The organism is Ideonella flava (assembly GCF_051857595.1).
Lineage (GTDB): Bacteria > Pseudomonadota > Gammaproteobacteria > Burkholderiales > Burkholderiaceae_C > Ideonella.
Window position 1 is genome coordinate 118,937 of record NZ_JBPZHD010000014.1, and the last position, 21,649, is coordinate 140,585.

General features: G+C 69.1%; 19 protein-coding genes and 2 tRNA genes. 8 read left to right on the top strand and 13 right to left on the bottom strand.

Features of this window, described 5'->3' with window-relative positions:
- Window positions 1-23: 23 nt before the first annotated feature.
- Together pth and ACS5PM_RS27350 are read right to left on the bottom strand one after the other, a co-directional pair.
- Window positions 24-659 (bottom strand): aminoacyl-tRNA hydrolase, encoded by a 636-nt coding sequence (gene pth / locus ACS5PM_RS27345; protein ID WP_439391051.1) that lies wholly within the window; start codon window positions 657-659, stop codon window positions 24-26.
- Window positions 660-666: 7 nt separating this feature from the next.
- Window positions 667-1,635, bottom strand: a complete 969-nt coding sequence (locus ACS5PM_RS27350; protein ID WP_439391053.1) for a LysR family transcriptional regulator ArgP — start codon at window positions 1,633-1,635, stop codon at window positions 667-669.
- Window positions 1,636-1,758: 123 nt separating this feature from the next.
- On the opposite strand from ACS5PM_RS27350, the gene ald reads away from it, so the two are divergent.
- The gene (gene ald / locus ACS5PM_RS27355; protein WP_439391054.1) at window positions 1,759-2,874 is read left to right on the top strand and encodes an alanine dehydrogenase; all 1,116 of its coding nucleotides are present in this window, start codon (window positions 1,759-1,761) and stop codon (window positions 2,872-2,874) included.
- A 31-nt stretch (window positions 2,875-2,905) separates the two neighbouring features.
- On the opposite strand, the gene ACS5PM_RS27360 is transcribed toward ald, so the two are convergent.
- The 7 genes from ACS5PM_RS27360 to ACS5PM_RS27390 form a co-directional block, all read right to left on the bottom strand.
- The gene (locus tag ACS5PM_RS27360; RefSeq protein ID WP_439391055.1) at window positions 2,906-4,321 is read right to left on the bottom strand and encodes a pre-peptidase C-terminal domain-containing protein; all 1,416 of its coding nucleotides are present in this window, start codon (window positions 4,319-4,321) and stop codon (window positions 2,906-2,908) included.
- A gap of 146 nt (window positions 4,322-4,467) precedes the next feature.
- On the bottom strand, window positions 4,468-5,094 hold the full coding sequence (locus ACS5PM_RS27365; RefSeq protein WP_439391057.1) for a 50S ribosomal protein L25/general stress protein Ctc: 627 nt from the start codon (window positions 5,092-5,094) through the stop codon (window positions 4,468-4,470).
- Window positions 5,095-5,247: 153 nt separating this feature from the next.
- Window positions 5,248-6,210, bottom strand: coding sequence for a ribose-phosphate pyrophosphokinase (locus ACS5PM_RS27370; protein ID WP_439391058.1), 963 nt, complete (start codon window positions 6,208-6,210; stop codon window positions 5,248-5,250).
- Window positions 6,211-6,316: 106 nt separating this feature from the next.
- A tRNA-Gln gene (locus tag ACS5PM_RS27375) sits at window positions 6,317-6,393 on the bottom strand.
- A 37-nt stretch (window positions 6,394-6,430) separates the two neighbouring features.
- Entirely contained in the window at window positions 6,431-7,351 is a 921-nt protein-coding gene (gene ispE, locus ACS5PM_RS27380) for a 4-(cytidine 5'-diphospho)-2-C-methyl-D-erythritol kinase (RefSeq protein WP_439391060.1), read from the bottom strand.
- 5 nt (window positions 7,352-7,356) lie between these two features.
- Window positions 7,357-7,899 (bottom strand): lipoprotein insertase outer membrane protein LolB, encoded by a 543-nt coding sequence (locus ACS5PM_RS27385; RefSeq protein ID WP_439391061.1) that lies wholly within the window; start codon window positions 7,897-7,899, stop codon window positions 7,357-7,359.
- Window positions 7,896-9,653 carry a tetratricopeptide repeat protein gene (locus tag ACS5PM_RS27390; RefSeq protein ID WP_439391062.1) on the bottom strand — a complete coding sequence of 586 codons (1,758 nt, stop codon included), beginning with the start codon at window positions 9,651-9,653 and terminating at the stop codon, window positions 7,896-7,898. Before ACS5PM_RS27390 ends, ACS5PM_RS27385 begins: the two co-directional genes overlap by 4 nt.
- A gap of 150 nt (window positions 9,654-9,803) precedes the next feature.
- On the opposite strand from ACS5PM_RS27390, the gene mutM reads away from it, so the two are divergent.
- From mutM to mutY, 3 genes are all read left to right on the top strand, one after another.
- The gene (gene mutM / locus ACS5PM_RS27395) at window positions 9,804-10,646 is read left to right on the top strand and encodes a bifunctional DNA-formamidopyrimidine glycosylase/DNA-(apurinic or apyrimidinic site) lyase (protein ID WP_439391063.1); all 843 of its coding nucleotides are present in this window, start codon (window positions 9,804-9,806) and stop codon (window positions 10,644-10,646) included.
- A 138-nt stretch (window positions 10,647-10,784) separates the two neighbouring features.
- Window positions 10,785-12,842 (top strand): dynamin family protein, encoded by a 2,058-nt coding sequence (locus ACS5PM_RS27400; RefSeq protein WP_439391064.1) that lies wholly within the window; start codon window positions 10,785-10,787, stop codon window positions 12,840-12,842.
- On the top strand, window positions 12,839-13,948 hold the full coding sequence (gene mutY / locus ACS5PM_RS27405; RefSeq protein ID WP_439391066.1) for an A/G-specific adenine glycosylase: 1,110 nt from the start codon (window positions 12,839-12,841) through the stop codon (window positions 13,946-13,948). Before ACS5PM_RS27400 ends, mutY begins: the two co-directional genes overlap by 4 nt.
- On the opposite strand, the gene ACS5PM_RS27410 is transcribed toward mutY, so the two are convergent.
- The 4 genes from ACS5PM_RS27410 to ACS5PM_RS27425 form a co-directional block, all read right to left on the bottom strand.
- A complete protein-coding gene (locus ACS5PM_RS27410) occupies window positions 13,883-14,512 on the bottom strand; it encodes an LON peptidase substrate-binding domain-containing protein (protein ID WP_439391067.1) in 630 nt (209 codons plus the stop codon). The genes mutY and ACS5PM_RS27410 overlap by 66 nt on opposite strands.
- The gene (rapZ, locus tag ACS5PM_RS27415) at window positions 14,509-15,408 is read right to left on the bottom strand and encodes an RNase adapter RapZ (protein WP_439391068.1); all 900 of its coding nucleotides are present in this window, start codon (window positions 15,406-15,408) and stop codon (window positions 14,509-14,511) included. The genes ACS5PM_RS27410 and rapZ overlap by 4 nt, the downstream gene beginning before the upstream one ends.
- A 100-nt stretch (window positions 15,409-15,508) precedes the next feature.
- The gene (recN, locus tag ACS5PM_RS27420; RefSeq protein ID WP_439391069.1) at window positions 15,509-17,188 is read right to left on the bottom strand and encodes a DNA repair protein RecN; all 1,680 of its coding nucleotides are present in this window, start codon (window positions 17,186-17,188) and stop codon (window positions 15,509-15,511) included.
- Window positions 17,189-17,207: 19 nt separating this feature from the next.
- On the bottom strand, window positions 17,208-18,083 hold the full coding sequence (locus ACS5PM_RS27425; protein ID WP_439391070.1) for an NAD kinase: 876 nt from the start codon (window positions 18,081-18,083) through the stop codon (window positions 17,208-17,210).
- 70 nt (window positions 18,084-18,153) lie between these two features.
- Between ACS5PM_RS27425 and hrcA the strand changes: the two genes are divergently transcribed.
- The 4 genes from hrcA to ACS5PM_RS27445 all read left to right on the top strand — a co-directional run bounded on the left by hrcA (window position 18,154) and on the right by ACS5PM_RS27445 (window position 21,497).
- Window positions 18,154-19,182 carry a heat-inducible transcriptional repressor HrcA gene (gene hrcA / locus ACS5PM_RS27430; protein WP_439391072.1) on the top strand — a complete coding sequence of 343 codons (1,029 nt, stop codon included), beginning with the start codon at window positions 18,154-18,156 and terminating at the stop codon, window positions 19,180-19,182.
- Window positions 19,183-19,216: 34 nt separating this feature from the next.
- Window positions 19,217-19,293, top strand: a tRNA-Ile gene (locus ACS5PM_RS27435).
- 305 nt (window positions 19,294-19,598) lie between these two features.
- A complete protein-coding gene (locus ACS5PM_RS27440) occupies window positions 19,599-20,234 on the top strand; it encodes an H-NS histone family protein (RefSeq protein WP_439391073.1) in 636 nt (211 codons plus the stop codon).
- A 153-nt stretch (window positions 20,235-20,387) separates the two neighbouring features.
- The gene (locus ACS5PM_RS27445; protein WP_439391074.1) at window positions 20,388-21,497 is read left to right on the top strand and encodes a DUF1615 domain-containing protein; all 1,110 of its coding nucleotides are present in this window, start codon (window positions 20,388-20,390) and stop codon (window positions 21,495-21,497) included.
- Window positions 21,498-21,649: the final 152 nt, after the last annotated feature.

Below are 21,649 nucleotides of genomic sequence, written 5' to 3' on the forward strand. Positions count from 1 at the left end.
TTGTCCTCCCTTGAATCGTCGTTTCAGCCGGCGTCTGCGGCCGGCGGCGGATCCGGTGGCCTGGGCGGCTTGGGCCGCGCCGGCTTGGCGTGCAACTTCATCATGGCGCGCTCCATCTCGCCTGCGAGCATGAGGTCGAGCACCTTGAGCGACTCCTCGATGTTGCGCTCGATTGCGTCGCGCTCGTCGGCCGGCGGTTTGCGCAGGACGTAGTTGACGACCTCGGCGCGGATGCCGGGGTGGCCTATGCCCAGGCGCAGGCGCCAGTAGTCCGCCGCACCGAGCTGGGCGTGGATGTCCTTCAGTCCGTTGTGACCGGCGGCGCTGCCGCCTTGCTTGAGCTTCATCTGGCCCGGTGGCAGGTCGAGTTCGTCGTGCACGACCAGGATCTCCGACGGGGCGATCTTGAAGAAGCGTGCCAGCGGGGCGACCGACTTGCCCGACAGGTTCATGTAGGTCATGGGCTCGAGCAGCCAGAGCGGCCCGCCCTGGTCCGGCGGCCGGTTCACGCGAGCGACGAGGCCGTGGTAGGCCCGGTCCGGCACCAGCGATGCCTTGAGCTGGCGCGCCGCGGCGTCGACCCACCAGAAGCCGGCGTTGTGGCGCGTTGCCTCGTATTCCACGCCCGGGTTGCCCAGGCCGACGATCATCCGAATCATCGATCGATTATCGAACGCCGCCCAGCGCCGCCCGCGCCCCGTCGATCACCGCCTGGCCTATCTGCTCCATCAAGCCGGTGTGGGCCGGCGTCACTGCCCGGCCGCCTGCCGCGGGAGGCGTCAGGCGAGGCTCGTCCAGGCTCAGCTTCCACTGGTGCCAGTACAGCGCCACGTCGATGGTGATGGCCGGCTTGAGCTGGACCAGCGCGCCGCTGGCGATGTCGGCGCGCACGAGCAGCTCGGGCACCACCGCCACGCCCCATCCCATGGTGGCCGCGCGCGCGCCGGCTTCGCTGCTGGGAACGAAGCGCTCTTTCAGGCGGGGCGCACGCACGCCGAAGGCCTTGGCCACCCACTGGGCCTGCATGTCGTCCTTTCGATTGAAGACGATGAAGGGCATGTGCGGGAAGTTCAGGGGCGTCAAGCCGTCCGGCATCGCGCGCTCGATGAAGACCGGGCTCGCGACGGCCACGTAGCGCATCAGGCCCAGCGCTTGGCAGGAGCAGCCGCGCAAGGCCTGCGAGACGGTGCTCACGCAACCCAGCACCTCGCCCTGGCGCAGCCAGTCGTGGGTGAAGTCCTGGTCGTCGACGATCAGCTCGAGCCCGTAGCCCTCGCGCTGGCCCGTGCGCACCAGCGCATCGAGCGCAGGCAGCACCCAGGTCGCCAGGCTGTCGGCATTGACGGCGATGGGCAGCCTTTCGTCCCGGCCCAGCGTGGTGCCCAGCTCGCGGGCGGCGTCGGCCCGCAGGGCCTGCATCTGGCGGGCGTATCGCAGCAGCACCTTGCCCGGCTCTGTCAGCCTCAAGGGCCTGGCGCGGACCACGAGCAAGTGCCCGGCGCTGGCCTCGAGCGAGCGCAGGCGCTGCGACACGGCGGACTGGGTGATGGACAGCAGCTGGGCGGCCCGTTCGAAGCTGCCCGCCTCGGCCAGGGCCGCCAGGCAGTCCAGCCCGGCAGGATCCAGGGCGTTCACGGCGCGGAGCTAATGAAATCCATCAGGTCTTCTAATGTAAGCGCTGAGATTCAGATGGAGCTTGGTGAGGACCCGGGGCGGTTCGAACATGGCCCTTCCCCTCAGAACCACACGGAGACCAACATGCGCGTCGGCGTACCCAAGGAAATCAAGAACCATGAATACCGGGTCGGCCTGACGCCGGCCAGCGTGCGCGAATTCTGCGAGCACGGTCACCAGGTGTTCGTGCAGAGCGGCGCCGGCGCGGCCATCGGTCTCGCCGACGAGCACTACGCCGCGGCCGGTGCGGTGATGCTGAAGGACGCGGCCGAGGTCTTCGCCAAGGCCGAAATGATCGTCAAGGTCAAGGAGCCACAGCCCAATGAGTGCGCGATGCTGCGCGAAGGGCAGATCCTCTACACCTACCTTCACCTTGCGCCGGATCCCGAGCAGACCGCTGCGCTGGTCAAGTCGGGTGCGATCTGCGTGGCGTACGAAACCATCACCGGCCCGGGCGGCGGTCTGCCGTTGCTGGCGCCGATGAGCGAGGTGGCGGGTCGCATGAGCATCCAGGCGGGTGCGGCGCACCTGGAAAAGAGCAAGGGCGGCATGGGCGTGCTGCTCGGCGGTGTGCCAGGCGTCGAACCGGGCCACGTGCTGATCCTCGGGGCCGGCGTGGTGGGAACGCACGCGATGCAGATGGCGATCGGCATGGGCGCCCGGGTGACGGTGCTGGACAAGAACGTGGATCGCCTGCGCCAGATCGACACGGTGTTCGGCAACCGCGTGAAGACGCTCTACTCCAACGCCCAGACGCTGGAAGAGAAGGTGCTGGAATCGGACCTGGTCATCGGCGGGGTGCTGGTGCCCGGTGCCTCCGCACCCAAGCTTGTGACGCGCTCGATGGTGCGCTGCATGAAGAAGGGCGCGGTGCTGGTCGACGTGGCCATCGACCAGGGCGGCTGCTTCGAGACCTCGCGCGCGACCACGCACGCGGAGCCGACCTACGTGATCGACGACGTCGTGCACTACTGCGTGGCCAACATGCCGGGCGCCGTCGCGCGCACGTCGACCTTTGCGCTCAACAACGCCACGCTGGCGCATGGCCTGGCGCTTGCCGACAAGGGCTGGAAGCAGGCCATGCTGGACAACCCGCACCTGAAGGCCGGCCTGAACGTCGCAGCCGGCAAGGTCACCTACGAGGCCGTGGCGCGGGACCTGCACTACGACTTCGTGCCCGCCGACAGCCTGCTGCGATAGGCCGTCGAGGCGGGCCTTTCAGGCAACGCGCTCAAGGCGCGGGAACGGTCCCCTGGATGCCGTACTGGCCCAGGCTGGCGTAGTCGCTGTAGCCCGTGTCCAGCGGGTTGCCCACCCCCACGCCGTCCACCACGAGGTAGTAGGTGCCGGCCGCGGGCAGGGTGGTTTCGATGGTCGCCGCCAGGACAGCCTTCGGCTTGGCCTTGGCGACCACGTTGCCCGAGCTGTCGAGCAGCTTGAGCGACACGTCGAGGTTGGCCGAGCGGGCATCGGGCAGGACGTCGATCGACACGGCGCCGGCGCCGGCGGTGAACGAGAAGTAGTCCTTGTCCTTGCGGCGCTCGATCACGCCGGCCCCCGAGACCTTCAGGTTCGGGCCGTCAGGCGAGGTCGTCAACGCCGTGGCGGAGCCCGCCGAGTTGCCGTGGTCGTCCGCCCGCAAGGGGCCGCCGTTGTTGCCGACCACCACGAAGTCGTCCTCGTGGTTGTTGGCGGTGGCGTACTCGCCCTTGCTCCACTGGACCGTGTTCTTGTAGTAGCCCACGCCCATGATGGGCGCCCAGCCGGTCTCGCCTTCGCCATGGCCGGGGTAGTAGCCGCCGCCCGAGTAGCCGTCGTGGCTCAGGCCCAGGTTGTGTCCGGCCTCGTGCGAGATGGCCTCGGCAACGTACTTCTCGTTGCCCGAGCCGAGCATGTCCCAGAAGACGAGCGCCGGCTTGTAGAAATCGCCGATCGAATCGAACACGCCGACATAGGCCACGCCACCGCACTCGCAGTTGTAGACGCCATTGTGGTTGGTGATCAGCACGGTGGTGCCGTAGACCTGGTCGGCCGCATCCTTGCGCGTGAGCTTGCTGCCGGCCGGCTTCTCGGTCGTGACGTCGATGTCGAAGGGCGCATAGTCCTCGGCGACGCGCTGCCAGATGTACTGGATGCGCTGAAGCTCTTCATCCGAGAAGTCGGTGTCGACGTGGCCATCGGAGTCGAAAGGCTGCGCGGTGATGGGGCCGCCGCCGTTGTTCCAGGCGGTGTTCTCTATCACCGCTCCGTTGAAGTCGAGGTAGATCGTTCGCTGTGCGCCGGGGCGGCTGTGCAGCAGGAAGGTCTGGTCCAGCGGCGCGGGCAACGGGCCGGGTGCGGCCTCGGGACCGACGCCGGGCGCCTTCGGCAAGGGCTGCTCCAGCGTGTCGACCGCGTAGATGCGCGCTCGGGGGTCGAGTCGCAAGTACGGGTCGCGCAGCAACATGGCGCGGAACTCCTGCGGGCTGCGCTTGTGGGCAGCTGCCGCTTCCGGCAGACGGGGGCCGAGCAGGTCGATGGCGTGCTGGCCGGACGCGCCACCCTCCGCCCTGGGCAGCTGTGGCGCGGCGGCGGCGGCTTGCGCCGCGCCAGTCAGCAGCATCAGGGCGGTGGCCGCCTGGGCCACACGGGTAATGGACAGTGGCATGGAAACGCTCCTCGAATGAAGAACAATGGGGAGCCCATGCTGGCCAGCGTGGCGCGGGCGGGCCATCCCTACGCTGGGAGGGCCGACAAACGACAAACCCCGCCGGAGCGGGGTTTGTTGATCGAACTTGAAGGTCCGGCAAGAGCTTACTTCTTGCCCTTGCCCTTCTTCTTGTCCTCGACCGGGGCGACGGGCGCGGCGACGACTTCCTCTTCGGGCTTCGGCTCGGTCACGGCGACCACCACCGGGTTCAAGGTGCCGTGCTTGACGGCCTTGATGCCGGCCGGCAGCTCGAGGTCGGAGGCATGCAGGCTCTTGCCCTTGACCAGGCCCGACAGGTCCACCGCGATGAATTCGGGCAGCTGGACGGCCAGGCACTCGATCTCGATCTCGGTCGCCACGTGGCTGACGAGGCACTTGTCGGTCTTGACGGCCACCGAGTTCTCTTCGCCGGAGTAGTGCAGCGGCACCTTCTTGCGCAGGCGGGTCGTCTCGTCGACGCGCTGGAAGTCCACGTGCAGGACTTGCTGCTTCCACGGGTGCATCTGGAAGTCGCGCAGCAGGACCTTCTGCTTGCTGCCGGCCAGGTCCATCTCGAGGATGGAGGAGTGGAAGGCTTCCTTCTTCAGCGCGAAATACAGCGCGTTGTGATCCAGCTCGATCATCGCGGGCTCACCAGCCCCGAAGACGATGCCCGGCACCTTGCCGGCAGTGCGCAGGCGGCGGCTCGCTCCGGTCCCCTGCTTGGTGCGCTCGTAAGCGACGAATTCCATGGTTACTCTCCAATGAGTCGGGGCGTCCGCGACCAGAATCGCCCCATTTGAAAGACGGCCCTCGCGGGCCGCCGGCGAAAAAGCCTTGCGGCTTCGGAAATCGTTGTTCTGCCGTGCAGGTCGGGAGTCGTCCACGGATCCCAGCCGGCCGGGCTAGAAATTGTTGTTCTGCTCCGCAAACATCGAGGTCACCGACTCGCCGTCGGAGATGCGGCGGATCGTCTCGGCGAACAGGAAGGCGACCGACAGCTGGCGGATCTTCGGACAGGCCTTGCCGGCGTCGGACAGCGGAATCGTGTTGGTGATCACGACCTCGTCCAGGTGCGAGGACTTGATGCGCTCGATGGCGGGGCCGGAGAAGACCGCGTGCGTGCAGTAGGCGTAGACGCTCTTGGCGCCGCGATCCTTCAGCACCTCGGCCGCCTTCACCAGCGTGCCGGCGGTGTCGATCATGTCGTCCATGATCACGCAGTTGCGGCCGTCGATGTCGCCGATGACGTGCATGACCTCGGACACGTTGGCCTTGGGGCGACGCTTGTCGATGATGGCCAGGTCGCAGCCGGCCTGCTTGGCCAGGGCGCGGGCGCGCACCACGCCGCCTACGTCGGGGCTGACCACCACGAGGTCGCGGTAGGCCTTGGCCTTCAGGTCGGTCAGCAGGACGGGCGAGGCGTAGATGTTGTCGACCGGGATGTCGAAGAAGCCCTGGATCTGGTCGGCGTGCAGGTCCATCGTCAGCACGCGCTCGACGCCCACGGTCTCCAGCAGGTTGGCCACGACCTTGGCGGAGATCGGCACGCGGGTGGAGCGCGGACGGCGATCCTGGCGGGCGTAGCCGAAGTAGGGGATCACGGCGGTGATGCGGCGCGCGCTGGCGCGCTTCAACGCATCGACCATGATCAGCAGCTCCATCAGGTTCTCGTTGGTCGGCGCGCAGGTCGACTGCACGACGAACACGTCACGGGCACGGACGTTCTGCTGGATCTCGACGGTGACCTCGCCGTCGGAGAAGCGGCCCACGGAGGCCTTGCCCAGCTCGGTGCCCAGGTGGGTGGCGATCTCCTGGGCCAGTGCCGGGTTGGCGTTGCCGGTGAACAGCACGGTGTTGAACAGCACGGGAGGACTCCGGTGGGCAGCAGCGAGCGGGGGTTGGGGTGAGGACTTCAGACGAAGACGGCGTGAAGATCACGCCGTCTTGAACGCGGAGGCATGAGCAGAAATTTGGCAGGGGAGGAAGGACTCGAACCCTCGCATGTCGGAATCAAAATCCGATGCCTTAACCAACTTGGCGACTCCCCTACACAGGACCTGGCCTGACGGCCCGACCCTAAAACCTTCAGCCCGGCCACCCGACCAGCGGGTGCGTATCCAGGCTCCGGCACATTCGCCCGACCCAGCCTTCGGGCCATTCGCCCTCGTGCATGGTCGCCACAGGTCGTTCGCCTGCGCCGGCTCTTGCAAATACTGCGCTGCCCGAGCCCGTCATCCGGCTGTTGCCGAAGCGGGCCTGCAGCCAACGCCCTGCCTGTGCCACCTCCGGGCACGTGGCCTCGGCGGCGCGCTGCAGGTCGTTGCGCCCTGAAAAGCCGGCGAGGGTTTGTCGACCGATTTGTCGACCCTCTGAGGCTTCGCTCAAAGCCAACGCGCTAGCGTCTGCAAGAAAGCCTGTGACTATAGCAGGGTCTGTGTCTCGTGTCAGCAGCGGACTCGAAAAGATCGCGGCCGTGGCGATCGAAGTCGCAGGTTTCAGCACCGCGTAGTGCTGAGGCGACAGCTCGATGGGGGCCAGCCTTTCGCCTATGCCCTCGACCCACGCGGTGCGGCCGCCGATGAAGAAGGGCACGTCGGCGCCCAGGCGCGCGCCCAGCTCCAGCAACCGTTCACGCGGCCAGTGCAGGCCCCACAGCCGGTTCAGACCCATCAGCACCGTCGCCGCGTCGGAGCTGCCGCCGCCCAGGCCGGCTCCCCAGGGCACCTGCTTGTCGATGGAGATGTCGGCCCCCAGCGCGCAACCGCTTTCCGCTTGAAGCGCGCGTGCGGCTTTCAGGCACAGATCATCCTGCGGCAGCGCAGGCCCGAGGTCGTGTCGCCGCAGCTGGCCGTCCTGCCGGCGCTCCAGGTGAAGGGTGTCGGCCCAGTCGATCAGGGTGAAGACGGACTGCAGCAGGTGGTAGCCGTCGGCGCGGCGGCCGACCACATGCAGGAACAGGTTGAGCTTGGCCGGCGCAGGCAGGTCGTACAGGGCGGCGAGCGGCATGGAGGTCAGGGGTTCCGGTCGAGCTTGGCACGCACGCTGACGCCCGGCGGATCCACCCGGGTGGCCTCGATGAGGGCGTCACCGCTCCAGTGCGCCAGGTTCACCCTCCAGCCGAGCTGGCTGAAGCCCTCGGGCTGGTCCTGGTGGGGTGCTCCCGCCCACGGCCTGCCTTGCAGCCAGTGCATCAGGGCGCCCAGCGGCAAGGGCTCGCCGAGCGTCTCGGCGGCCAGGGAGGCCAGGTCCGGAAACTCCCGCGTGCCTTGCGAATCCTGCAGGGACGCGCCGCCCGCGCCCCAGCGTGCCAGGGCCACCTGGGCGCCCAGCGGGCCCATCAGCTTCATCTGGCCGGCGCGCTCATCGCCGCTCAACTCGAACGCTGCACTGTGCGACTGGGCCGGTTGATCCGCGATCGCCGCCACCTTGACCAGCAGCCGGCCGCTCACGGGCGGCACGCCCCCGGCCGGTGGTGCCGTCGCGCAGCCGGCGATCCAGCACGACAACGATAGCGCCGCCACGGTCGCGGCGCGCCGCCAGACCGGCACCGTCACGGCTTGACCTTCAGCCGCGACAGCGTCTCCTGCAGGACGTCGTTGTCGGCTTCGCGCGTCTGCCCTTCACGCCAGACCTGCAGGGCTTCATCGCGCTGGCCCATGGTCCACAGGACCTCGCCCAGATGGGCCGCGACCTCGACGTGCGGCCGCGCCAGGTGCGACCGCCGCAGGAGCTTGAGCGCCTCGTCGTTGTGTCCGAGGCGGAACTGGACCCAGCCCAGGCTGTCGATGATGAAGGGGTCGTGCGGCGCCAGTGTCGCGGCCCGTTGCAGCAGGCTCAGGGCCTCGGCCAGGCGCACGTTGCGATCGGCGAGCGAGTAGCCCAGCGCGTTGTGCGCCTGCTGGTCGTCCGGCTTCAGCGCGATGATCCGGCGCAGCAGCGACTCCATGTCGTCGTGGCGATCCAGGCGGTCGGCCACCATGGCCAGTTCGTACATGACGACGGTGTCATCCGGGTCCTTGCGCAAGGCACCCACGAGCATCTCGTAGGACTCGGCGTACTGGCGCTGGTCTCGCAGCAACGCGGCCTCGGCCAGCAGTCGGGCACGTGCGTCGGGCTGGTCGCGTGCCTCGGCTTTGCGCAGCAGGGCGCGGGCCTGGTCCAGCTGGCCGCTGGCGGCCATCAGGCTGGCGCGTCGCGCCAGGGTGGAAAGATCGACCCGGGAAGGCTCGACCTTGTCGAGCCAGGCGAATGCCGCCTTGGTATTGCCACGCTGCTGCTCCGCCTCCGCCAACAATTGGTAGGCCAGATCGATCAGGACGCGCGGGTCGCGCTTTTCTTCGTCCGCTTCGCCTTCCTTGGCGGCGTCCCTGGCGGCGGCCATCGCCGATGGCGCCAGCTCCAGGAAGCGGCTCAGCGCGCGAACGGCTTCGTCAGGGACGTGCAGATCCACGCTGTAGGCACCCAGGCTGAGCCACGCCGCGGCCTGGTCTGGTTGCTGGGCCACGACCAGGCGCAGCTGGACGGCGGCCTCGCCGATGCGGTGCTGCTGGTCCAGCAGCCTGGCATAGGCCAGGCGCACGGGCGGCAGGGCATCCTGGCGGGCGAGATAGCCCTGGACGAGCACCTCGCCGGCAGTGCTCTTCGGCGCCAGCTCCAGCGCCAGCAGCACCGGGCCCGGCGCGGCCGGATCGTCGGCCAGCGCTCGGCGGGCATGGTTCAGCGCGGCATCGGTCTGGTCAGCGGCCAGCGCTATCCGGCCCAGGGCGACGTGAACGGCCGATCGGGTGCCCGGCGCGTTGGCGTAAGGCGAAAGGACCTGTTCGGCCAGCGTCAATGCGCGCTGCTTGTCGGTGATGGAGGCGAAGAAGCGGGGCAGGGCCGCGATGGCGGCCGGGCGTTCGACCGCCGGCTCCTTGTCGATGAAGGCGCGCAGCGGCTCGGTGAGTTCGCCGGGCCGGTTCAGGGCGACCAACAGGTGCAGGTAGGTGCTCAGCGCGGCGCCGGAGTCGGGCAGGGCGGCGCGCCAGAGCTTGGCCGCGGCCAGGGCCTTGTCGCCGGCCTTGGCCGCCAGGGCCAGCTCGATGGCGCGCTCGAACAAGCCTTCGTCCCGCGAACGCCGGGCGCTGGAAACCATGCGGCCGAAGGCATCGCCGAGTTCGCCGTTCTGGGCCTCCAGCTCCGCGGCCAGCACGTCGTAGAACAACGTGCTGTCCATGCCCGAATTGGCAGCGGGGCCGGACGCGGCTTCGGCAGGGGGCGTCGGCGGATCTTCGGCCCGCACGGTCTGCGCGGCGCCCAGGCAGGCCATCAGGGCGGCGAGCCATGTGAAGCGCAGGTAAAGAGGCCGGGGGCGCGGAAGCGAACGGGGCCCCACAGTGGGCCCGGCAGGACGAGCAAGCATCGAATCTCCGAGAGCGAGGTCGATTCTAGGATTTCGTCCCACCCGGATAATTCCCCGATGCCTGAATTGCCCGAGGTGGAAGTCACGCGCCGCAGCGTCGGCGGCATCGAAGGCGCGAGAGTGCTGGCCATGCGACTGGGCAAACCCTTGCGCTGGCCGCTAGGCGTGGAGCCTCAGTCCATCGAAGGCCTGCGGGTCGGCCCGATCGGCCGTCGCGGCAAATACCTGTGGCTGCCGCTGATGCCGGAGCCCGATTCGCTGAGCGACCGCTCGGTCGGAGGACTGCTCGTGCACCTGGGCATGTCCGGCTCGCTGGCGTTCGGAGAGCACCTCGGCGCGCCCGGCAAGCACGATCACGTGGAGCTGGTGACCGATCGCGGCCTGCTGCGCCTGACGGACCCGCGGCGCTTCGGTGCGGTGGTGTGGTCATCCGCGCTCGACGCCGAGCCCGCCGCCAGGCTGCTCGCCGGCCTGGGCCCCGAGCCCTTCGATCCAGCATGGACTTCCGAGGCGCTGCACGCTGCGCTGAAGACGCGCCGCACGGCGGTGAAGCTCGCCTTGCTGTCCGGCGAACTGGTGGTCGGCGCGGGCAACATCTACGCCAGCGATGCGCTGTGGGAGGCCGGCATAGACCCTCGCACCCCTTGCAGCCGCATCGGGCCGTTGCGCTCCACGCGCCTGCATGCGGCGATCCAGCGGGTGCTCGGCGAGGCGATAGCCGCCGGCGGCTCGACACTGCGCGACTACCGCAACGCGCACGGCGAGGTCGGCCAGTACCAGGGCCTGGCGCGGGTCTACGGCCGCGCCGGCGAGGCCTGCGCGCGCTGCGGTGGCCGGATCCGTCGCATCGTGCAAGGCCAGCGTGCGACATATTTCTGCATCGGCTGCCAGCGCCGCTGATCCATGGCCGGTTCCGCCAAACCGCTTTGCTAGGATTTCCCATGCTGCGTTGGTCGGGGGCGAAGCCGCTGCCGACGAACGCACATTTGCTTACAAGCGGCCCCTTCCTTGCAGTCCCTCCGAGCCGAACGCGAAACCATGCCCATCACACCCGCTGCCGTTCCGGCGGCCGAACGCCAGCTCGCGATGCAGCCCTTTCTCGTGCCCGGGCTGGATGCCCTGGCCGACTGGCGCCTCGGCCTCGAGCAGGACCTGGGCGCGCTGGAACGCTCCCTGGCCGCGAGCGACCTGCTGGATCCCGCCGCCGCCGGCGCCTCCAAGGCGCTGCGCCAGCGCCTGGCCAGCGACAAGCTGGTGATCGCCTTCGTGGCCGAGTTCTCGCGCGGCAAGAGCGAGCTGATCAACGCCATCTTCTTTGCCGACGCCGGCCGCCGCGTGCTGCCGGCCACGCCGGGCCGCACGACCATGTGCCCGGTCGAGTTGTCGTGGGACGAGCACGAGCTGCCCACGCTGGATCTGCTGCCCATCGAGACCCGCCGCGAGGCCGCTTCGCTGGCCGACTGGCGCGAGCAGCGAGAGAGCTGGAAGCGCTTGTCGCTCGACCCCGGCGACACGCAAGGCCTGGCCCGGTCGCTCAACGAAGTCACGACCACCAAGCTCGTCACGGTGGACGAGGCCCGGACGCTGGGCCTGTGGTCCGACAGCAATCCGCACGAGAACCCGCCTCGCCAGGCCGATGGCCGCGTCGAGGTCCCGGCGTGGCGCCACGCCATCATCAACTACCCGCACCCGCTGCTGCAGCGCGGCCTGGTGGTCGTCGACACCCCTGGCCTGAACGCCATCGGCGCCGAGCCCGAGTTGACGCTGGGCCTGCTGCCCAGCGCCCATGCTGCCCTGTTCGTGCTCGGCGCGGACACCGGCGTCACCCGCTCGGACCTCGACATCTGGACCGACCACCTCGGCGGCCAGGGCCTGGCCTGTTTCGTGGTGCTCAACAAGGTCGACACGCTGGCCGATCCGCTGGCCACGCCGGCCGAGCGCGAGCAGGCGGTCGAGCGACAGTGCAGGGAGACGGCGGCGACGCTGGGCATCACGCGCGAGCGGGTGTTCCCGGTGTCCGCGCGCCAGGCGCTGGCGGCGCGGCTGGCCGGCGACGAGGCCGGCCTGGCTGAAAGCCGGTTGCCCGCGCTGGAAGCGGCACTCAATGCGGACCTGCTGCCGCAGCGCCAGCACGTCCTGGCCAAGGCCGTGATCAGCGGCGTGCAATCGCTGATGGAACACGCCACGCGTCGGCTGCGCGACCAGCGCCGCACCAATGCCGAACAGATGCTGGAACTGCGCAGCCTGCGCGGCAAGAGCGGCGGACGGGTGGCGCAGATGCTCACGCGAGTGCAGGCCGACTCGTCCGAGTTCGAGCGCTGCGCCTCGCGCCTGTCGGCGCTGCGCGCGGTGCACATGCGGATGCTGCGCGAGGCCGTTCACGCCCTGTCGAGCGACCGCCTGCGCGAGGCCATCGCCAACCTGCAGGCCATGCTGGGCTCGAGCTGGTTCAACCTCCGCGCGCGCTCGGCCTTCGAGGCGTTGTGCAATGGCCTGCTGGACCAGGTCGACAAGGCGGCACACCAGTGCACCGAGATCGACCAGATGCTGCAGGCCTCGTTCAAGCAGCTCAACACCGAGTTCGGCTTCTCGCTCGCGCTGACGCCCGCGCCGGACCTGGTGCCGTTTCGCGAGGAGCTCAAGCTGATCGAACGCGGCTACAGCCGCTACTTCAGCGTCACCCGCACCATCCGCATGAACGCGCCGGCGTTCTCCGAGCAGTTCCAGCGCATGCTGATGAGCAAGCTGCGGGTGGTGTTCGAGAACGCTTCTGGCGAGGTCGAGGCCTGGAACCAGATGGCCTCGCAGCAGATCGACGGCCAGTTCCGTGACCGCCGGCGCGGCCTGAAGCGACGCCGCGAGGCCCTGGAGCGCATCCAGATGGCCACGGGCGAACTCGAACAGCGCCTGGCCGAGGTCGAGGGCCAGGACGCGCGGCTGATGCAGCTGCTGGAGCAGGCCTACGCGCGGGGGAACCTGTTGCGCCAGCGCGCCGAGCGCGGCCCGGTCGTTGCCGGGCCCTCGCCCGATGCGATCGACACGGTCACCGGCGACGAGGCCTTGCTCGCCCGCAGCGACAGCCTCGCCCTGCGGTGACCGACTCGGCCGGCCTGCTGGCCGGGCGCGTCGTCGCCTGGCAGCGGCAGCACGGCCGGCACGCCTTGCCCTGGCAAGGCACGCTCGATCCCTACCGCGTCTGGCTGTCGGAGATCATGCTGCAGCAGACCCAGGTCTCGACGGTCCTGGGCTACTACGAGCGATTTCTCGAACGCTTCCCGAGTGTCGACGCGCTGGCGGCGGCACCTGAGGACGAGGTGCTCGCGCTGTGGGCCGGGCTCGGCTACTACAGCCGTGCGCGAAACCTGCACCGGTGCGCTCGATCGGTGGTTGCCGAGCACGCAGGGCGCTTTCCCTCGAGTGCCGCCGTTCTCGCCACGCTGCCTGGCATTGGTCGCTCGACGGCGGCGGCCATCGCCGCCTTCTGTTTCGACGAGCGGGTGGCCATCCTCGACGGCAATGTCAAGCGGGTGCTGGGCCGCGCGATCGGCTTTGGCGAAGACCTCGCCGAGGCGCGTCACGAGCGGGCCCTGTGGGCGCAGGCCGAGGCCCTGTTGCCGCCGTCCGAGGACATGGTCGCCTACACCCAGGGCCTGATGGACCTGGGCGCAACCTTGTGCACCCAGCGCGCACCGCGATGCGCCGCCTGCCCGCTGGCCGAGGATTGCGTGGCGCGAAGCGAGGGCCGGCCTGAGGCCTATCCCGTCAAGACGCGCAAGCTCAAGCGAAGCGCTCGCGAGGTGGCACTGCTCTGGCTGGCGCAGGGCGACCGCGTCTGGCTGGTGCGGCGTCCGGCTCGCGGCGTCTGGGCCGGGCTGTGGTCGCTGCCGGAGTTCGACACCCGGGAGGAGGCGCGCGAGCAAGCCGCTACGTGGCCCGGCCAGACCACCGAGTGGCCCGGCGTCACCCATGTGCTGACCCACCTCGACCTGTACCTGAAGCCGGTGCGCCACGAGCTAAATGCGGGCTCGCCCTCGGAAGAAGAACTCGCCGCCCGCTGGCCGGAAGGGCGCTGGGTGGCGCGCGCCGATCTCGGCGCCTTCGGGCTGCCGGCGCCCATCGCGCGATTGCTGGCCGCGTCAGATCAGCTGTTTGCCGCGCAGGAACTCGTCGACGAGCGCGAGCCGCTGCAGCGGGTCCGCTAGCGCCATCAGCTGTTGCCGCGCATTCAGTGGCACCGGCAGGAGTTCGCACCAACGATTCGCGACCCAGCCGGCATCGTCGAAATGCCGCTCGGGCGGCAGGTCCGCCTGCGGCCGGTGGGCGAGTGCATCGTAGGCGCGATGCAGCGCGAGCACGGTCGCCTGGAAGCGCTCGTCCGGCAGGATCGCCGGGTCGGGTGGCAGCAGCGTGATGCCCTGCGCCAGCCACAGGCCGTCAGGGCCCTCGTGCGCCGCCTGCCAGCGAAAGCGCGCACCGCCGTCGCAGTGCACTTGCAGCAGGCCGGTGCCGATGGCGTCGACATCCGCCAGGTGGGCCAGCACGCCCACCGGCTCGAAGCGCGTGTCCGTCGTCGCCCCGCCGACCTGCCGCACTTCACCGCCCTGCAGGAGGCAGACCACGCCGAAGGGCCGCCTTTCGCGCAGGCAGCTGGCCACCAGGTCGAGGTATCGCGCCTCGAACACCTTCAACGACAGACGCCCGCCCGGAAACAGGACGGTGCGAAGCGGGAACAGCGCAAGCGGCTGTGCGCCGCCGGTTTCATTCATGCCCGCGCGTCCAGCTCGCGGTGCCGGCGCAGCGTGGCGACGCGCCCGGCAAAAAGCGCGGCGAGCTGCTCGACGAAGTAGACCGAGCGATGCTGGCCGCCGGTGCAGCCGATGGCGACCGTGAGATAGCTGCGCTGGTCGCTCTCGAAGGCCGGCAGCCAGCGCCGCACGAAGCCCTCGATCTGGCCCAGCATCTCGCCCACCTCGGGTTGCTGCTCGAGGTAGTCGGCCACTGGCTGGTCACGTCCTGTCAGGGGGCGAAGCTCGCGGATGTAGAAGGGGTTGGGCAGCACGCGCACATCGAAGACGAGGTCCGCATCCAGCGGCACGCCGTGCTTGAAGGCGAAGGATTCGAAGACGAGGGTCAGCCGGCTCGAGGTGGCTTGCACCAGGTCTCGCACCCACAGCCGCAGCTGGGCCGGGCGCAGCTGCGAGGTGTCGAGCACCGTGGAGCGCTCACGCAGATCGGCCAGCAAGGTGCGCTCGAGCTCGATGGCGTCGACCAGCGCTCGGTGCATCGCGCCTTCGTCGTTCTGCGTCGCGCTCAAGGGGTGAGGGCGGCGCGTCTCGGAGAAGCGCTTGACCAGGGCTTCGGTGCCGGCGTCGAGGAAAAGGCTGCGCACGTTGACGTCGGCGCTGCGCAGCTGATCCAGCACCGGCAGCAGGTGCGGCAGCGAGCCGGCGGTGCGAACGTCGACCGCGATGGCCATCCGGTCCACGCCGTGGCCGCTCTCGACGCGGATGAAATCCTGCAGCAGCTCGGGGGGGAGGTTGTCGACGCAGAAGAATCCGGCGTCTTCCAGGGCGTGCAGGGCGACCGACTTGCCGGAGCCCGAGATGCCGGTGACCAGCACGACGGCGCGGCGTGCCGGCGGGGGTGTCGCCTCGTCGGTCATGGTCCTGCCCTGGGGCCGGTGCAGGCGCGCAGCGCGCCCTGTGGCCCTCGGCAAGTTGGCGCCGGAAGGCGACAGTGCCCTGCGGCCGATCGGGCGGTGATCATGTCTTCACCGCCCGGTGGATGAGCTCCTGCGCGTGCGCGAGGCTGGTGCCCGAGGAGCGGTCGCCACCGAGCATGCGCGCCACTTCGCCCACCCGCGCCTCGCCGTGCACCGGCGCCACCTGGCTCAGCGTCTGGCCGGCATCGGTGGCCTTGGCGACGACGAAGTGGTGATCCGCGCAGGCGGCCACCTGCGGCAGGTGGGTGACGGCCAGCACCTGGGCGCTGCGGCCGAGCTGCTTCATCAGGCGGCCCACCGAGTCGGCCACCGTGCCGCCCACGCCGGAGTCGATCTCGTCGAAGATCAGGGTGGCGGGGCTGCTGCTGGCGCCGCCTTGCTGCCGGGCTTGCGCCGTGGTCACCGCGATGGCGAGCGCCAGCCGCGAGAGCTCGCCGCCCGAGGCCACCTTGCCGAGCGGCCGCGGGGCGCTGCCGGCATGACCGGCGACCAGGAACTCCACCGTCTCCAGCCCGTAGGACTGCGGCTCTTCGAGCGGCTGCAGCGCCACTTCAAAACGGCCGCCGGCCATGCCGAGCTGCTGCATCGCATCGGTGACCCGTTGGGCCAGCGGCTTGGCGGCCTTCTTGCGAGCAGCGCTTACCGACTTGGCCTCGGCCTGCCACGCCGCCAGCGCCTGTGCCACGCGCTGCTCGAGGCCCTCCAGGTCGGCGGCTTCGTCCAGCGCCTGCAGGGCTTCGCGCCATTCGGCCAGCAGCGCGGCCAGCTCTTCCGGCGGGCGGCGATAGCGCCGCGCGAGGCTCAACCAGGCGGACATGCGGTTGTCCAGCTCGCTCAGGCGCTCGGGATCGAGGTCGGTGCGCGAAAGGTAGGCGTTGAGCGTGTGGGCGGCGTCCTCGAGCTGGGCCTGCGCGCCCTGCAGCACCTCGAGGACCGGCGAGAGCCGGGGATCGAAGTCGGCCACGCCTTCCAGCGCGGACAGCGCGCGCGAGACGAGCCGCGAGGCACTGTCGCCGTCGTCGCCGGAGATGTCGCGTGCCGCCTGCCCGGCGCCATCGAGCAGGGCCTGGGCGTGGGCCAGGCGCTGGTGCTCGGCATTGAGCTCGGGCCATTCGTCCGCCCCGGGCGCCAGGCGATCGAGCTCGCCGATCTGCCATTGCAGGCGTTCGCGCTCGCTGGCGAGATCCCCCTGCCGGGTGCGTGCGGAGGCCAGCGCCTGCGAGGCGTCGCGCCAGGCTTCGAAGGCGACCGCCAAAGGCTTGGGGTCGATGCCGGCCTGCTCATCGAGCAGCGCGCGCACCGAGGCCGGGCGGGTCAGGCCCTGCCAGGCATGCTGGCCGTGGATGTCGATCAGGTGATCGGCGACCTCGCGCAGCTGGGCGACGGTGGCTGCGCTGCCGTTGATGAAGCCGCGGCTGCCGCCCTTGGCATCGACGATGCGCCGCAGCAGCAGCGTGTCTTCGCCGGAGTCGAAGCCGGCATCCTCCAGCCAGCTCGCCAGCGACGCGGGCGCGTCGAAGGCGGCGGTGATCTCGGCGCGCGCGGCGCCCTCTCGCACCACGTGGTTCTCGGCCCGGGCGCCGAGCGCCAGCTGCAGCGCATCGATGAGGATGGACTTGCCGGCGCCGGTTTCGCCGGTGAGGACCGAGAAGCCGGCGTCGAACTCGACGTCCAGCGCACGAACGATGACGAAATCCTTGAGGGTGAGGCTCTTCAGCATGGGAGGTGGGAGATCGGATTCAGACCACGCCTTCGTACCAGCGCAGCTTGCGGCGCAGCGTGGCGTAGTAGCTCCAGCCCAGCGGGTGCAGGAAGCGCACCGCCTGTGCGGAGCGGCGCACGCGGACCTGGTCGCCGTGCAGCAGGCTCGCGAGGCGGTGCATGTCGAAGTTGGCGCTGCAGTCGCGCCCGGCGACGATGGTGACCGACACGTCCTGCCCGTCGGGCAGCACGATGGGCCGGTTGGAAAGGGTGTGCGAGGCGATCGGCAGCATCACCCAGCCGGCGATGGCCGGATGCAGGATGGGCCCGCCGGCCGACAAGGCGTAGGCGGTGGACCCGGTGGGCGAAGCGATGATCAGGCCGTCGGCCCGGATGTTGGCGACGAACTCCGGTCCCACATCGATGCGCAGCTCGACCATGCTGGCGGTGTTGCCGCGGCTGACGACCACGTCGTTCAGTGCGAGGCCCTCGAAGATGATCTCGCCGTCGCGCCAGACCTCGCCTTCGATCATGGCGCGGCGCTCTTCCTCGAAGTCGCCCTGCACCATGGGGCCGAGCACCTCGGCCCAGTCGGCGGCGCGGATGTCGGTGATGAAGCCGAGCCGGCCCTGGTTGATGCCCACCATCGGCAGGTTGAACGCGGACAGCTCTCGCGCTATGCCCAGCATGGTGCCGTCGCCACCCACCACGATGGCGATGTCGCAGCGTGCGCCGAGCTCGGCCTGGGTGAAGGCGCCGTGCTCGGCCCAATCGGTGTTCAGCGCGGTTTCGCGTTCGAGCGAAACCTCCAGTCCGTGTCGGATGAGGAAATCGGCCAGTCCCTGCAGCATCGGCCGGATGCCCTGGGCCTGGTACTTCCCGATGAGGGCGGCGTGGCGGAAGCGGGTGGGCATGGCGGGCAAATTACACCACAGGGGCTTTTACGCAAATGCCTTGGCGGGGCCCGGTCCTTACAATGATTTCATGCTCGACGAGCGCTCCCGATCCCTGCTCAAAACCCTGGTGGAACGCTATATCGCGGATGGCCAGCCGGTGGGGTCGCGCACGCTTTCGAAGGCCTCGGGGCTGGAGCTGTCGCCGGCCACCATCCGAAACGTGATGGCCGACCTAGAAGACCTGGGCCTGATCGTCAGCCCCCACACCTCGGCCGGCCGCATCCCCACGGCGCGTGGCTACCGCCTGTTCGTCGACACCATGCTCACCACGCGGGCGTTCGATCTCGAGCATTCCTCGCCGGATTTCGCCGCCGCTCGCGAGCAACTGCACCCGGACCAGCCCCAGCGCGTGATCGCGCAGGCAGCCCAGCTGCTGTCGAACCTGTCGAGCTTCGTCGGCGTGGTCACCGCGCCCAAGAAGCCCAGCGTCTTTCGCCACATCGAGTTCCTCCGCCTGGGCGAGCGCCGGGTGCTCGTGATCCTGGTGGCGCCGGATGGCGATGTCCAGAACCGCGTCATCTTCACCGCCCACGATCCCACCCAGTCGGAACTGGTCGAGGCCAGCAACTACCTCAACGCGCACTACGCCGGCCTGACGATCGAGGAGGTCCGCGAGCGCCTGAAAGGCGAGATCGACGCGCTGCGCGGCGAGATCGCCGGCCTGATGCAGGCCGCGGTGCAGGTCGGCAGCGATGCGGCGGCCGAGACGCAGGACCAGGTCATCGTCAGCGGCGAGCGCAACCTGCTGGGCGTGCAGGATTTCGGCAACGACCTGGGTTCCCTGCGCAAGCTGTTCGACCTTTTCGAGCAGAAGACCCAGCTGATGCGCCTGCTGGACACGTCCAGCCGCGCCGAGGGCGTGCGCATCTTCATAGGCGGCGAGAGCCGGGTGGTCCCTTACGAAGAGTTGTCGGTCGTCTCGGCCCCCTACGAGGTGGACGGCCAGATCGTCGGCACCCTGGGCGTGATCGGCCCGACGCGCATGGCCTACGACCGCATGATCCAGATCGTCGACATCACCTCCAGGCTGGTCGGCAACGCCTTGTCCCAGCGTTGAGTCATCCGCCGCCTAGAATCGCGCTTTCCCCCGGGGGCCGTTAGCTCAGTTGGTCAGAGCAGAGGACTCATAATCCTTTGGTCGTTGGTTCAAGTCCAACACGGCCTACCAACGAAAACTGGATGAATGCGCGTGTGTCCAAGCGCGCAGCGCAGTGACCGCACAGGTCGCATTCCGATCGCTGTCTTGCACGCCCACCTGTTCCTCGGCCGACAGGCCCATGCCCATTTCACTTTCAAAAGCCATTCCATTCTTTCGGATGGCCAAGCCGGCGCATCGAAAAGGACAAGACATTCGAATGCCGATCGGAATCGCGGTGGATCGAATGCTTCTCGGTGAGAGCGTCGAATCGAATGCTCGACATTCAAGGTCACTTCGCTAGACTCCGCGAGTTGCAACTGCTTGATAGGACTCCCATGGCAAACAGCCTGGCTGCAATCAAAAAGCAAATCGCCGCACTCGAGAAGAAGGCGAATGCGCTCATCAAATCCGAAGCTTCGCAAGCGATTGCCAAAGTCAAGGAGATGATCGATCGATATGGATTCACCGCCGAGGATCTCGGATTCGGCGCGAAGCGCGGCAAGAAGGCCGGCGGTGCGCGTCCGGCTCGAAAGACCGGGAAGGCCGCGAAGACCGGCGGGGTGCCCATGTACCGTGATCCGGCTACGGGCAAGACCTGGACGGGTCGCGGCAAGCCGCCGGGATGGATCGCAGGCGCGGCCGACAGGACTGCCTTCCTGATCGATGCAGCAACGGGGTCATCGGTCAACGAAGACAAGCCGGCCAAGACGCCCCGCAAGCCGGCGTCCCGGGGGCGTGGCGGTGCCGCAGCCAAGAAGGCCGCGCGCAAGCCGGCCGGCCGCCCTGCCGCCCGGAAGTCTTCCCGGCGCAGTGCCGACAGTTCGGCTCCCGAGAAGGCGCCCGCAGCGACGAAAGGCTCCGCCACGAAGCGGGCCGCGGCGAAGAAGAGCGCCAAGGCCAAACGTGCTGCAGAGAGCGCCCGAGCGGCCGCAGCCGAAACGGCAGCCGGCGCGGATCAGTCGGCGGGCTGACCAGCGGCACAGGTCGCGCCCGCGCCTGGCGGCTGACTCCACCAATGGCCGGGCGCGATCCACCGCACTGAACGCAGCGTGGCGAGCAGAGTCTCAGCATGGGTCAGTTCGAGTTCGGGCATGCGAGGAGTCTGTCTGCCCCGCCTTCATCCCATGTCACGCCAGCCGGGCGCAGCCGCGCTCGCGGCGGCGTTGGTTCTCGGGCTGGTCGCTTGCGCCGGCGATGTCCCGAAGTCTTCGCCTGAACGCACGCCGGAAAGCATCCAGGCAGACATCCAGGCGTTGATACCCGCGCGGGTGGCACAGCGCGCGGCCTGGGCCGTCGATCTGCAATTGGTCTTCGCCGGCCTGAAGCTCCCCCCGACCACCGAGAACGTGTGCGCCGTCCTGGCCGTCACCGAGCAGGAATCGACCTTCAACGCCGATCCGCCAGTGCCCAACCTGGCCAAGGTCGCACGCGAAGAGCTCCTGCGCCGAGCCGGCGCCCTGGGGGTGCCTGAGCTGGCGGTGAACCTGGCGCTACAGCTGCGATCCCCCGATGGCCGTACCTACGACGAGCGGCTGCGGGAGGTGAAGACCGAGCGAGAGCTCAGCCTGATGTACGAGCAGTTCATCGACGAAGTGCCGCTCGGCCAGCGACTGTTCGCCAACTGGAATCCGGTGCGCACCGGCGGGCCCATGCAGGTCAGCATTGCGTTCGCCGAAGAACACGTGCGGTCCCATCCCTACCCATTTCCAGCCCTGGAGTCGGTCCGCCACGAAGTGTTCACGCGGCGCGGCGGCCTGTACTTCGGCACCGCCCACCTGCTCGGCTACGCGACCACGGCCTACGGCTCCGCCATGATCTACCGCTTCGCGGATTTCAATGCCGGTCGCTATGCCAGCCGCAACGCGGCATTCCAGCAGGCCCTCGCGGTGGCCAGCGGGCGATCGCTGGACCTCGATGGCGACCTGTTCGTCAGCGACGCCGAACCCAGCCAGACCGAGATGGCCGCGCGCAGCCTGGGTCCGGAGCTCGGCATCGATGAGCGCGCGATCCGCCGTGAACTCGAACGCAGCCACGGCGAGGACTTCGACCGCAGTCCGCTCGTGGCCAAGGTGTTCGCGCTGGCCGAAGCCCGCAGTGGTCGGGCCCAGCCCCGCGCGGTATTGCCGCACATCGTCCTGAAGAGTCCGAAGATCACGCGCCGGCTGACCACCGAGTGGTTCGCTCGCCGCGTGGACGAGCGATTCAGGCGTTGCCTCGGGGGCGGAGGTGCCTGAAGCGAGGCCGGGACGCGTGCCGGGCGCTGTCGAGCCGCTGAGGGTCTCCGCGGGGGCGGCCCGGCGCCGCCGTCGATGTGCGATCCGCACGCGTAGCAGCTGCGGCACTGCGGGCTGCGCCAGCGGCCGGAACGATAAGATCCACGGGACAG